Source organism: Microcoleus pseudofavosus SVA1_A4 (assembly GCF_036700565.1).
Classification (GTDB): Bacteria; Cyanobacteriota; Cyanobacteriia; order Cyanobacteriales; family Microcoleaceae; genus Microcoleus.
In genome coordinates this window covers 32,991-47,863 of record NZ_JAUBPE010000041.1, presented here as the reverse complement: position 1 = coordinate 47,863, position 14,873 = coordinate 32,991, and the positions used below count along the sequence as shown (strand labels likewise).

Genomic DNA, 14,873 nt, shown 5'->3' with positions numbered 1-14,873 from the left:
AATGGGCAGATATAAACTATAATTTCACTCAACTATGGACGACACAAGGGTGATAGACCAGGAAAAAAACGTTACCGAACGGCAGTATCGAACGATTGTCCGGCATGAAGATCCCGTTGTCCGAGACCATCGTGTGTTCGATGTCCGCATTCTGCCAGGCGTATGTCTGGTTGACCTCATCTGCCGAATCGCAGTCGGCAGAGGTCTCGATCTTTCTGAAATCGAGGTTCGGAATATCCTATTCATCGAACCCGTAGCGACTACGGAGTCCTTCGACCGACGGCTGCGAATCTCATTCCGAACGATGGGCGAAGAGTCCGACGTGACAGTTGAGAGTCAGGCGGAAAAGAATGGCGAAGCTCTCGAAGAAGGCTGGCGAGTCCATGCGCGCTGCAAGGTAATTCGCGCGCCTGATGGCCCGCCCGCCCCCCTAGATGCAGAAGCGCGTTCTGCAAGTGGCGATCGCGTTGCTTTGCAGACCATTAGTATGTACGAGGTCGCTCGCAAAGCCGGAATCGTACATGGCGAGTTCTACCAACCGCTGGGATTCTTGTACAGAAAACCGGGTTCCGTGGTAGCGCAGTTTCAATTGAATGAGGTTTCTCAGTCTTACGAAAGCGATTTTCTGATCCATCCCGCCTATCTCGACGGTTCCACGCTAGTCCCATTTTTCTTGAATGAAGAGGAAACGGAACACCTGGCCGGAAGTCCTTACGTACCCTTTCATATCGAGTCGTTCCGGATTTGGAAACGCGGGCCGGAGACTTGCTACGTTTTCGTTCCTTTGCCAGACTTGGCTGCGGCGAGTTCGTCAACGTTGACAGAGGCGTTCAGCCGCGACATCTTTCTTTTCGACGGAGAGGGCAATCCAGTTGCGGCGATGCACAACTGTTTGTTGAAGCGCATTCGCGATGCCTCCGCGATCTGCAGGTTGGTCGAGTTGAAGCCGGAAGTGCCTGCTCAAATAATGCCTCTGCCGCTGGAGCAGACGAACCCGCATGGAGACTGGGCTGACTATTTGCGGCATCTGGTTGCAGAGTTTGTGGGCAAGCAGGCAGCGCAGATTCCGGAACACGCCGGATTTTACGACGTAGGTCTCGACTCAACGCAATTGCTTCAGCTCGCTCAGGCAATCGAGCGGCAAACCGGGAAAGAGATATATCCCACGCTGCTGTTCGAATACCCAAACGTAGAGGCGCTGGCTGGCTATCTGGGCGAGCGTTTTGGGAGGATGAGCCTGTCGATACCAGAACAGGCAGAGGAAAACGAGCCTGCAGACGAACCAGTAAACTGCGTGCCTACCCTTCGAGTCTTCGATTGGGAACCTTACCGAGGTGCGGGACGCAAGACTGCGGATTCGATGGCGCCTCTGCTCGTGCTTGCCCGGTCGGAGCAATGGATGCGCCTGCGAGATACCCAAGCTTTTGATTCGACAAATCGTCCAGTGCTGTGGGCGGAACCGGGACCGCGTTTTTCCGCGATCGGCGAGGGTCACTACCAGGTGAATCCTGCCCGTCGCGCCGACTTCGACAAGTTTCTGGCGATAGCGGGACCGCTGAAACAACTGCATATCGTCCATCTTTGGAACCATGACATACCTACGAGCGAAATGCCTGGGAGTTTGTCAGATTCGATGGTGACGGGATTCGAGAGTCTTGTATTGCTGGAGCAGTCGATATTGGCCATGCGTCCGGTGCCCCAAGTCACACTACTCTATGTGGCCGATCCGGATGGCCCGCCACAAGAAACCGCGATCGCAGCCCATTTTCGGACTGTGGCGCTCGAGTCTCCATCGCTTGCAGGCAGAGTTATAGAAGTTGGTTCTGCGGATCTCGCCAACGCCGTTTTGGAGGAACTCCAGTTCGGGGAAGCGGACCAGCCGTTTGAGGTTCGCTACCGGGCTGGAATTCGCCTTTGCCGAAATGCCCGTATCCTCCCTGAAGGCGACGGGCATTTCGGTGATATTCAGATTCGACCAGATGGCGTCTATTGGATCGCCGGAGGCGGAAGCGGGCTGGGCCTGTTATTTGCCCGGTGGCTCGTGCAAGCAGGAGCAAGAGTCCTAATTACGGCGCGATCGTCGGCCAGTGCGGAAGTACAGCGGGAACTTGGTCTGTTCCCGAAATCCCTTGTTTACCGTCAGGTCGATGTTACAGACGCCGACGCATTGCAGACCTGCCTGATGGAGACGGAAGAATCGTGGGGCGCGATCCGGGGCGCGATCCACGCCGCGGGGACTAAGGAGGACAGAATTCTTGGGAACAAGGATCTCGCGTCGATCGGGCGCGTACTCGCTCCGAAACTTATAGGCACTTTGCAGCTAGACGCGGTGACGAGCAACCAGCCCCTCGACTTCTTCATTCTATTCAGTTCCATTTCGGCAATAGTCGGAAACATCGGGCAGAGCGACTACGCTTACGCCAACGGGTTCCTCGACCGGTTTGCCGAACATCGCGAACAGCTACGGGCCAAGGGGCTGAGGAAAGGCCGAACCATCTCTATCGCTTGGCCGCCATGGACAAGTGGCGGTATGAAGATTTCCCTAGATAAGCAGCGGGAGATCCGTAAGCGCCACGGACTGGAAGTGCTAGGGACGGAGGCTGGTATCCAGGCTCTGGAACGAATACTCAGATGCCCAGACGCGCACGGGCAGGTGGTCGTCTGGAGCGGCACGATCGCTGACAAACAATCTGCCGCTGGTTCGATGCCGGAACCGCGCATTGAAGGTACGAGTGGCAAAGAGCCAGAGCCGATGCCGGGTTCGCGCATTGAAGGTACGAGTGGCAAAAAGGCAGAGCCGATGCCGGGGTCGCGCATTGAAGGTACGAGTGGCAAAGAGCTAGAGCCGATTGCCATCATCGGGGTAAGTGGGCGGTTTCCAAAGGCCGCCAATCTGCGTGAGTTTTGGCGCAATCTGGAAGCCGGGCGAGACTGTATCACAGAAGTTCCACTCGGTCGCTGGCAGAACGAATCCGGTGGACGGGTTACTCCAGGAAAGCAATGGGGCGGATTCCTTGACGATTTCGATTGTTTCGATCCTCTCTTTTTTCAGATTTCACCTCGGGATGCCCGGTTAATGGACCCACAGGAGCGGCTCTTCCTTGAGGCTGCCTGGGCGACCCTCGAAGATGCCGGTTATAGCCGGGACAGGCTCGCGGAACTACATTCTGAAAGATCCGGCGGTGGCGTTGGAGTATTCGCCGGCGTGATGTGGAACGAGTACCAGCTTTTCCGCCAGCAAACGGGGATGCTCCCAGCTTCTTGGTCGTTTTCAGTGGCCAATCGAGTAAGTCACTTCTTCGATTTTCATGGGCCGAGCGTTACTCTGGACACGGCGTGTTCATCTTCGCTTCTTGCCGTGCATATGGCCTGCGAGAGTATTCGTCGAGGGGATTGCTCGCTGGCGCTTGCGGGTGGCGTGAATCTGAGTTTGCACCCTGATAAGTATCAACTTCTCGGGCAGATGCAGATGTTGTCCCGCAGTGGGCGCTGTCGGAGTTTCGGAACCGGAGCAGATGGTTACGTGGCGGGTGAGGGTGTAGGCGCCGTCGCGCTTTGCTCTTTGGAGCGGGCACTTGAGAATGATGACATTATCTACGGAGTAATACGCGGGTCAGCCGCAAACCACAACGGAAGAACAGGCGGATATACCGTACCTCATCCCAGGTTCCAGGCAAGAGCGATCGAGTCCGCTATCCGGCGGGCAGGCATTAGCGCGCGGCAAATCTCTCACATTGAGGCGCACGGAACCGGAACGGCTCTCGGCGATCCGATCGAGATCGCCGGTTTGACGGCTGCTTTTTCCCGGCACACAGCAGACGGAGGCTTTTGTGCCGTCTCGTCGGTGAAGTCAAACATCGGTCATTTGGAGGCTGCGGCGGGAGTCGCGGCACTGATTAAAGTCCTGCTTGAGATGCGGCACAAAATGCTGGTTCCCTCGCTGCATTGCTTGGAAACGAATCCGGAAATCAGGTTCGACTCTACACCATTCTATTTGCAGCGGGAAACGGCTCCGTGGACAGTCGAAGGGGAACGAATCGCGGGAATCAGTTCGTTTGGGGCGGGTGGCGTAAACGTTCACCTGATCGTTTCGGAACCACCGATACGTTCTATTAGCAGCCTCCGAAGGGAAGAGGACCCTCATGAAATCGTGCTTTCGGCCCGCACTCCGGAAGCGCTGCGGCGCTACGCTGGAGCTATGGCGGAGGCGCTGGACTCATCGGATGTAAGCCTTGCGGATCTTGCTTTCACCCTCCAGAGCCGCCGGGAATGGATGGAGCATAAGATTCGGTTTGCAGCATCATCCATTGCCGAATGCCGCCAAAGGCTGTATGCGATCGCCCAAAATGAATCTCCGCATCTGTGGAACGGGGAAGTTTCGGAAATCCAGAAGTCCACAGGCACTCACGTCACTGGTTTGCCCACATATCCTTTTGAACGCCAGCGCTATTGGGTCGCAGAAACGCAACCAGCAGTTGAACCCACCTACGTCCGGACTGCTACTTTCACGGGAAAAGACCAGATGCTGCGAGACCACCGCGTTCAGTCGCGGATGGTAGTTCCGGCGGGTGCGTTTTTAACGATGCTGTTCGACGCGGCGGGCGAACGGACATCTCAACAGTGGAGCGGCTTGACGTTCCTCGAACCGGCCGTCGTGTCGAACGAGCCGTTGGAGGCTAATGTCGCCCTCGCAAATCAAGTTCAAGAAGGGTTAGTTTACCACGTGGTCGGTGCGGATGGCCGCCAATTCTGCCGAGCTACCTGCGTCAGCGATTCCGCAGGGACTTCACGAATCCACGAGCCTGACAAGACTTTGGGTTCCAAAGACTCCTCTGCGATGGAGCTTGATGCCATTGAAATCGATCGTCTATTTTCGCGCCGCGGGATTGAATACGGGCCGTCATGCCGGCTTCTTGAATCCATTCGCGTGGAGGAGTCTCAAGCCTTCGGCAGGATTCGTGCGGCAGGAGGAGAAGACTGGGCAATTGTTGACGCCGCGTTACAGGTTACAGGGGCGTTGCTCGAACCCGGAGACCAGTTATTCGTGCCGTATTCGGTGAACTGGCTGTGGCTTGATGGAGAACTCGCGTCGGTTCGCTATATCCGCGCCCGCCGGATCGATCGAACTGCCGAATCGGCACGGTTTGAGGTCTCGGCCACGGATTCCCAAGGCGCGGTCATCCTTCAGCTTGACGGCGTCTGCCTAAGATCGGCGCGATGGAATTCCGGCAGTCGGGATGCGCAGTCCAGTTCTTTGCCCGCCGGCGAGTCAATTTCTCCAGAAGACAGGCTACGGTACTTCCAGCCAGTGTGGCGTCCGCTTCCCCACGTGTGGCGGACTGGATTTCCAGCAGTTGCGGGGCGAGGCGGAGTCGCGATCGTTTCGGCTGTCGGCAGCATTCCTGAGTGTGTCCGCGAAGCGGCATCGATCGCGCACGGATCGGTTATTGCGGAGAGTCTGGACGGGTCGAAACCGGCTGCCGTTTGGTACTTGGCCCAGACGGGCGACGAGGCCGCGATCGCACTTTTCCGCTTAATAGTCAACCTGCGGAAGTTAGTACCTGCTCCGGAACCGCTGGAATTACGGATTCTGACGATAGACGCAGGGGCGGTCTCTGATAATGATGTGCCTGTTCCCGGCTCCGCAAGTGTGACAGGACTAGCCCGCACAGTCGCCGCCGAGAACCCCCACTGGCGCGTATGCTGCTTGGATCTAAGTTCGCAATGGCTGCAAACAGGGAAGGCGAAAAGGCTGGTGGATGCGTTCGCGGACGCCTTCGGAGATTCCCGGCGGTTTCGCGAACTCTCCTTATGTACAAACGGTATCTATGAACGGGTACTCGAATCCGTGGAACTCCCCCAAAGACAGATGACCCTGCGCCGTGGGGGCGTTTATGCGATCGCCGGCGGGGCAGGCGGTATCGGTGCCGCACTCGCGGAGCATTTTGCCTCGAAAACGTCCGTCCGCCTAGTGCTGCTGGGCCGGCGGCCGCTCGACGCCAACATTCGCGCCCTCCTCAAGAGGCTCGAAAAAGCAGGTTCCGAGGTCATCTACCTTTCAGGAGACATTACCAACATCCAGGAAACCGCACGGATGTTTGAAACCGCGCGATCCCGTTTCGGGTCGATCCGCGGAGTAGTCCATTCAGCCCTAGTTCTCAGGGATGGCAGCCTGCCTAGTCTCACTGAAGCGGATTTTCGCGCCGCGTTCGAGGTCAAGGTGGCGGGCAGTATCTCAATCGATCGCGCCACGCGCCTGGACAAGCTCGATTTTCTAGCGTTCTTCTCGTCTTTGAACTCGTTTGCGGGAAATGCTGGACAAGGTAATTATGTTGCGGGATGCTCCTACCAGGATGCCTATGCGGCACGTATGCGGAGAGAGCGACCGGAAGTACGGATTTTCACCTGCAATTGGGGCTATTGGGGAGAAACCGGCATTGTCGCTTCGCCGGAGTACATGGCGAGGATGAAACGCCAAGGAATCGGATCGATTTCGACCGCCGAAGGTCTCGCCGCGTTCGATCGAATCCTCAGCAGCGATCTCGCCCAGGCGGCCATCTTCAAGGCAACGGATGCTTTTTGTGGGAGCCTTGGCTGCGCGGAAAGCGTCAATGCAGCCTCCAGAGATGCGATCGAAGCGTTCCACAAAGGCTTTGAGTCGCTGGAACTATTAGCCGCTTCGGGCCTCGCCAGGGCTGTTCGCGCCGTCGGCGAATCCGAAGTGATTCCCCGACTTCGGCGGCTCCGAGCGACCATCCTCACCTCATCCAAGGCGGTCACAAGTGACATTGACGAATCCGCTCTTCGCCACAGCGCGAGCGAAGGGCCGGGAACTGCTGCTTGGCTCCGCTTGCTCGATCGATGTCTCAACCAATGTGCTGCGGTCATGCGAGGACAGGTTAGCGCGACCGAAGTTCTTTTCCCTGACGGCTCAGCGGAACTCGTCGAAGCCGTTTATAAGGGCAATCCCCCTGCCGATCGTTTCAGCAAGCTCGTAGCTGAAGCTATTATTCACCGAGCCCGAAGTGGCGCTAGTGCGGAGCTGCGCGTGCTGGAGATTGGGGCGGGAACGGGCGCTTCCACAAAAGCGGTATTGGAACGGATGGGTACGGAAATCGGAGGACTGGAGTATTGGTTCACGGATTTATCTCCGACGCTTGTCCGAGCCGCTTCCAATAGCCTTAGCCGCGCATATCCGTTCCTCAAGTTCAGCACGCTAGATATTGAGAGGCCGGAATTACTCGGTCTGCCCGCCTCATTCGACGCGATCGCTGCCTCCAACGTCATTCACGCCACGCGGGACATCCGGCGATCGCTCGCCAATATTTACCGTTTGTTGAAGCCGGGCGGACTCCTGCTTTTAAACGAACTCACGAAGGTTTCAAACGTACTGACAGCGACCTTTGGGCTGACCGACGGCTGGTGGTCGTTTGAAGACGAGTCCGAGCGTTTGCCCGGCTCTCCGCTGCTGTCGTCCGCTCGCTGGAAAGCACTGCTCGAGGAAACTGGCTTCTGTGCGGTTAATACAGCCGAGTTAGAGGGCGACTACACCTACGGTCAGGCGCTGTTTGCAGCCGTTAGACCGGCCGAAGTCCAGCCAGAGAGCATCCAGTTAGAGGAGCGAATCCGGGAGCTTGTTTCAGAATGCTTGCAGGTTCCCACAGCCCAGATCGACAGCGATCGCCGATTTGCTGAGTACGGCCTCGACTCGATCGCCTCCGTCGATCTGATTCGCGAGATCAACCGCGTCTTGTCGCTCAATCTGCGAACGACAGTTTTGTTTGACTATCCAAGCGTCCGCAGTCTGGCGAAGCATCTGAGCGAAGAGTACCGCCTGCCGATCCTGCAGACCGAAGATTTGCATACCCGCGAGCCTGTTTCCCCCCTACCCCATTTGCCAACCGCGTTTCCAGAAACGGCACCCGAAGATTTGCGCGCCCGCGAGCCGGTTTCGGCTGAGGATTCCGCAGAACCTGATTTCCCAAGCGCTGTGCTGCTCACCAGTCCGAGTTCTGTAGCTGAACTGCTGCTGCACAGGCGGGCCGTGGAGCCACCCGAAGCTGGAAAAGTGCAGATCGCAGTTCGGGCTTGTTCCCTAAACTTCGGCGACCTCCTCTGTATCAAAGGACTTTACCCTACGATGCCTCCATATCCCTTTACGCCTGGTTTTGAAGTTTCAGGCCAGGTCATAGCGGTGGGCGAAGGCGTCGAAGGATTTCAAGTAGGTGACGAAGTGGTGTCCATACTCGGAGAGACAATGGGAGGAATCTCCGAGGTAGTGAATGCTGAAGCTTGGCTCGCGGTGCAAAAACCTGCTGATGTGACCCACGAGATTGCAGCAGCGTTTCCGGTCGCGTGGCTGACAGCCCACTGTGCGCTGCGCCGGGCGAACCTGCGCCAAGGTGAAACAATTTTGATTCAGACTGCGGCGGGCGGCACTGGTTTGCACGCCGTTCGCATGGCCCTTGAGGCTGGTGCGGAAGTCTTCGCAACTGCAGGCAGCCAGAGCAAACTAGATTATCTCAAAAGTATCGGCGTCCATCACACCATTGCTTACCGCGAAACTGATTTCCGCGACGAAGTATTCAGGCTGACCGGCAGCCGAGGAGTTGATGTTGTTTTAAATACCTTGTCCGGCGATGCGATCCAGAAGGGTATCGAAGTCCTCGCACCTGGCGGCCGATATGTCGAACTGGCGATGACCGCTTTGAAGTCGGCACCTTCACTGGATCTGTCGCGGCTCGTCGATAACCAGACGATTCTCAGCCTGGACTTGCGGCGTTTGCTGATGCGCCGATCGCCGGAAACCAGGGAGTATCTCGACCAGATGGCAGCGGCTCTCGCTCGGGGAGCGGGCGAGGGGATGGTAGACCGCATCTTCCCCCTGAGCCAGATCCGGCAGGCGTTCCAATACCTAGAGAGCCGGGAGAATATTGGCAAAATCGTAATTTCGATGAACCGTCGTGAACCAGGAGCGATCGCCCAGCAAGAATCGGCCCAGTCAGTTCCAACTGGCAGCATCGCCATTGTGGGAATGAGCGGGCGTTTCCCCGGAGCCCGGAACATCGAGCAGTTCTGGTCGAACCTGCGATCGGGAGCCAGCGCCTGTGGCGAAGTCCCGAAGGATCGTTGGGAGCCAGAGGTTCTATTTCGAGAGACGGGCGATGTGGACTATACCCGATATTGTCAATTCGGCGCATTTCTTGACGGAGTTCATGACTGGGATTCGCTCTTCTTCCGCATTACGGGAGCGGAGGCTCAGTTCATTAGTCCAGAACAGCGCCTTTTCCTAGAGGAGGCCTGGAAAGCGATCGAAGATGCGGGTATTCCCGATCGCGAACTGGAGGGTACAGCCTGTGGCGTCTTTGCAGCAGCCGGTTCAGGAGACTATGCCGAGTGGCTCGATAAATCCGGCATTGCGCCGGACGGACACATCCTCACCGGAAATCATTCAGCAATCCTCAGCGCTCGCCTTTCCTATTTGTTAAATCTTAAAGGTCCAAGCATGACCGTGGATACGGCTTGCTCGTCTTCACTCGTGGCGATCGACTTGGCCTGCCGGTCTCTTCTTTCTGGGCAGTGTACTACGGCGATCGCTGGCGGAGCGTTCATCATGAACACCCCGCGGTTCCACCTGCTCTGTGGCAAAGCGGGAATGCTTTCACCCTCCGGGAAGCTGAGGGCATTTTCTGCTGGCGCGGACGGATTCGTCCCGGGAGAGGGCGTTGGAGTCGTGGTTCTGAAGCGGCTAGAAGACGCTATCGAGAACAACGATCGGATTCACGGAGTCATCCGGGGAATGGCGGTGAACCAAGATGGCCAGACCAATGGCATCACCGCGCCGAGCAGCCAGAGCCAGAGCGCCCTCGAACGGGAGGTCTATGCAGCAAGCGGCATCGACCCGGCGACCATTACGATGGTCGAAGCCCACGGAACTGGCACAATCCTTGGAGATCCCATCGAAGTAGAGGCGATCGCGCGGGTGTTCCGCGAGAAGACCTCCCGGACGGGCTTTTGCGCCCTGGGTTCCGTAAAAACGAATATTGGCCATACGGTTTATGCTGCTGGTGTAGCGGCCGCGATCAAGGTACTTCTCTGCTTTCGCCACCGCCAATTGCCGCCCTCCTTGCACTTCGAGCAGGCTAATCCACAGATTTCTTTTGAACTGACCCCATTCCAGGTCAATAGCGAACTCCGTCTCTGGCAGACCCCGGCCGGCACACCGCTGCGAGCCGCTATTAGCTCATTCGGGTTCAGCGGCACTAATTGCCATGCAGTTCTAGAGGAACCTCCGCTTCCAACGATAACGGCTGTTCCGCCAGAATCAGGACCGGAGTTGTTCCTCGTGTCCGCAAAATCAGAGGAAGCCTTGCAAGACCGCCTCACAGACTTAGCCGGTTTCCTCGAAGCCAACCCCGAAGTATCTTTGCGGGAATTCGCCGCGACCTTGGCCGTTCGCCGCAGTCATTTCCGATATCGGGTGGCGTTCGTTGCAGATAGCGCTGGCTCGCTGCGACAGCAGTTTTTAGAGGTGGCTTCCAGTACACCTCGCGAGTTGAGCCAAGACCAACCTGCGGATATAGCCAGAAAGGCGGCGACCGCGACCGGAGTCCAGCGAAACAATCTGCTGCTAGAGCTGGCCTCGGTCTACGAAGCCTCAGCAGCCGTTGAATGGGAACTCCTCTATCCCAAGAGCCTAGCTCGCCCCCTGTCATTGCCCGCTTATCCATTCCGCCCGGTACGCTGCTCGCCTTCACCGTCTGGTCCGGCTCCAGAAGCCCCGCTGGCGACTGGAGATGCCCCGGTTGAGATTGTCCGCAGATTGCTCGCGGATGCCTTGGCAATACCGAGGGAGAAACTGAACCTTCTCGATCCCTGGGACAGTCTCGGGTTAGACTCTCTGCTGATCAAAAAGCTGAACGCGCTGCTCTCGGCGAGATTTGGCCCGCTGCCCTCCAGCCTGTTTTTCGAGCAGAGGAACCTTCACGACCTCACGCAATTTCTCGTGAAGGAGCGCCCAGAAAGGTTCAGTGGAACAGCCACCGCACCGCGCGCCAGTACCCGCCTAGCGCCAACACCCTGCGCTCCGGTAGAAATTGCGATCGTGGGACTCGCGGGCAGATATCCCGGGGCAAGGAATATAGACGAGTTTTGGAAACTTCTGGCTTCGGGCGTGGACGCAATCGGTGAAGTTCCCGCCGATCGCTGGGATCACAAATTGATCTACGATCCCGACCGGGGAAACCCGACCGGCTCTTACACTCGGTGGGGCGGTTTCCTGGAGGATGCCGACAAATTCGATCCGCTTTTCTTCGGCATTTCACCCAAAGAAGCCGAACTCATGGATCCCCAAGAACGCATCTTTCTCGAAGTTTGCTGGCATGCCTTGGAGGATGCCGCTTACACTCCTTCGGGTCTGTCCGCAGGGCGCGTCGATCTCGGCACCAAGGCCGGTGTATTTGTGGGCGTAACGTGGGGAAGCTATCAGTTGCTTGCCGCTGAAGAATGGGCGAGGGGTCGCGCAGTCATTCCGGGATCTTCGCACTGGACGGTGGCGAACCGGGTCTCCCACGTCCTCAACTGGAGCGGCCCGAGCATGACCGTCGATACCGCTTGTTCCTCCTCGCTTGTAGCTGTCCACCTAGCTTGCGAAGCGATTCATCGAGGAGAATGCGATCTCGCGCTGGCGGGGGGAGTGAACCTTTACTTGCACCCTTCCAAATACGTTGGATTGAGCCAGCAGCAATTCGCTTCGAGCGACGGACGCTGCCGGAGCTTCGGCATTGGCGGCGACGGTTATGTGCCGGGCGAAGGTGTCGGGGCTGTTGTTCTGAAGCCTTTGAGGCAAGCCGTGTCCGATGGCGACCGGATCTACGCTGTGATTCGCGGCTCCAGCATGAATCACGGCGGACGGACGCATGGCTACACCGTTCCGAATCCAGTGGCGCAGGCTGCGGCGATTGAGCAGGCTCTCGAACAATCGGGTTTCGGGGCGGATTCTTTGAGCTATGTGGAAGCGCACGGCACGGGAACGGAGTTGGGCGACCCACTGGAAATCGAGGCCCTAAGCCGTGTATTTGGTGGCAGGGGAGAGACTGGGGAACCGTGCGCGATCGGTTCGGTAAAATCCAATATCGGGCATCTGGAGTCGGCGGCGGGCATCGCGGGGCTTACGAAAGTTCTGCTACAGATGAAGTACGGCAAACTTGTTCCTTCCCTGCACGCTGAAACACCGAATCCGTCCATCTTGTTTGAGAAGACCTGCTTCCGGCTGCAACGCCACTTGACTGACTGGACTCCTAGTTCTGGTTTACGGCGTGCCGGATTGAGCTCGTTTGGAGCGGGCGGCGCAAACGCGCACGTGATTTTGGAAGAGTTCCTCTGTGACTCCGATGCACCCGCTGTGAGGCAGCACAAACCGGAGCCGATCCCAATTTCGGCTGCGAACGAGGAACGGCTGCGGTCCTATGCGTCTGCGATCGCGGATTCTATTGAGACAGACCCGGATGCCGATATTGCGTCCGTTGCGGCAACTCTACAGCGAGGCAGGGAACCGATGACGTGCAGGCTGGCGATCGTAGCCGATTCTGCTGCCCGGCTGGTCGGCTCCCTGCGCGGCTGGCTGGCCGGAACACCTGATACTGCGACGTTTGCTGGAAAACTCTCCACCAGCAAAGTACAGGCACCGCCGGCGTTGTTGCGCCAGATTTGCGCGCAAACTCAGCAGATGATTGACAGCGGCGATTTGCATTCTGTTGCAAGGCGGTGGGCGGACGGCGCGGATGTGAATTGGAAAGCATCGGGTGCGATTATCTCATTGCCGGGATATCCCTTTCTCCGGGAACGCCATTGGTTGCCCGAAGGAGAGCCGATGCGGGGATGTGCGTCAGTTCCACTTAGACCGCCGTTGGAGAGGTCGCACGGGATGCTGCTGGCGCGGCGCGTCTGGCGCGAGACGGCAGCGACTCCACGCGATGGCGGATCTTTGATCCTCAGCGGACTGGGCACTTCGAGCCAGGAGTGGATCGACAAGCTGCAACAGATGCAGCCTCGGATTAAGGTCTTGGCCGGATGGCCAGCTTCCGATCCCGCTCCCTTAGCGGCTGTCCGCGTGTGGCACTTTTGCGATTCGCCCCGGGAAGGGGCACTATTAGAACTCTTACGGTTGTGCAGGGCGATGCTTTGTCAGGCCGATCGCGCGGTGGAACTGATTGCCGTCGCCGCTGGCGCGAATGCGGCCATGCAGGCAGCCTTCCTGCGTACACTTGTTGCCGAGTACCCGAATGTGGCTGCCGCCTCCCTCGCTGTAGACGAATTGGTCTTTGCTCCCGCTTCCCTGCTGCCCCTATGTGTTCGGATTCCAGCATTGCAGGCCGGCCAAGCGAAGGAACTCTCGGTTCGCAACGGTGTATTCCAAGAGCGCTGCTCCGAGGAACTGCCGGAACAGGACGAGCCCGCCAACAAAACTGCCGCCGCCAGTTTCCGTGCCGAGGGTGTTTACTTAATTAGCGGTGGAGCAGGCGGAATTGGACGCCTTCTGGCGCGACATCTGGCTAAGAAATTCCATGCCCGGGTTGCGTTGCTTGGAAGAAAACGATTTGGGTCTGAAAGCGTCCGCCTCATCCACGAAATCAGAGAACTCGGCGGAGAGGCTATCTACGTTTGTGCCGATATCACCAGTGCCGTGGACGTGGAGGAGGCGGTGCGTAGAACGCGTCACCGGTTCGGAGCCATTCACGGCGCGATCCACGCAGCGGGAATCCTTGAAGATCGTTACATCAGTCACAAAGACGAGGAATCGTTCCTAAGAGTGCTGGCGCCAAAGGTGGAGGGCGCCCTACTGTTAGATCGAGCGACGAGGAACGACGATCTAGATTTTTTCCTGCTCTTCTCTTCCCTTGCCGCCGTCGTTGGTAATCCCGGTCAGTCCGACTATGCGGCGGCCAATGCGTTCCTCGACCAATTCGCTGAACGTCGCGCTGGCCGGACTCTTTCCATCAATTGGCCTCTTTGGCAGGAGGGCGGTATGCAGATCCCGGCGGATATGCTTCCAGATATCTTCGAGCAAACAGGCATGGCACCACTTCCTCCAGATGAGGGTCTTGAGCTAATCGAGAAGGCACTGGCGTTGGGAGAGACTTCGGTTATCGCAGCCTGGGGTGACACAGCGCGATTGCGGAAATTCCTTGGCGTCATGGAGCGATCGCCACAGATTTCGCCGGAGCCGATCGCATCGCAGCTTCGCGAGTTGTTCGGCAAGGAATTGAAAATTGACCCGGAACGGCTCGATCCCGCAGCCGGGCTTGATGTCTACGGAATCGACTCGGTGTCCATTCGGCGCCTTACTGCACAACTCGAAGAACGGTTTGGAACGCTGCCAAAGACATTACTCTTCCACCACAAAACGATTGGCGAGTTGGCGGCCTATCTGGTCAAGCGATCGGAAGTCGCGATTCCCGGTTCTAGCAGCCCAGAACCGGCTGTGGCGTCAAACCCTGACAGCAACAATGACAGCAACAATGATGCGATCGCGATTATCGGAGTGAACGGGCGCTTCCCAGGCGCGGACAGTCTTGACGAACTTTGGGAGTTGCTGCGCGACGGCCGGGATGCCATCCGCGAAGTTCCGCCCGAGCGGTGGGACCACTCTCAGTTTTACGACCCGCAACCAGGAAACCCCTCAAAGACCTATGCGCGCTGGGGCGGATTCCTAAATAATGTCGATCGATTTGACCCGCTCTTTTTCGGGATCGCCCCGAAGGATGCGGAGTTGATGGACCCGCAGGAGCGGCTGTTCCTCGAGTCCGCTTGGCTCGCGCTTGAGGATGCGGGATATCAAGCGGATTCCCTTCGATGCGACAGGAATGGGCAAA

General features: G+C 57.8%; 1 protein-coding gene (only partly in view). It reads left to right on the top strand.

Annotated elements, in window-relative coordinates; all coding sequences use genetic code 11:
- Window positions 1-34: 34 nt before the first annotated feature.
- Window positions 35-14,873, top strand: partial view of an SDR family NAD(P)-dependent oxidoreductase gene (locus tag QUA02_RS18450; RefSeq protein WP_333029728.1) — the 5' portion only. It continues 2,369 nt past the right edge of the window; the window shows 14,839 of its 17,208 coding nt (coding positions 1-14,839); the start codon lies at window positions 35-37; its stop codon lies off the right edge, out of view.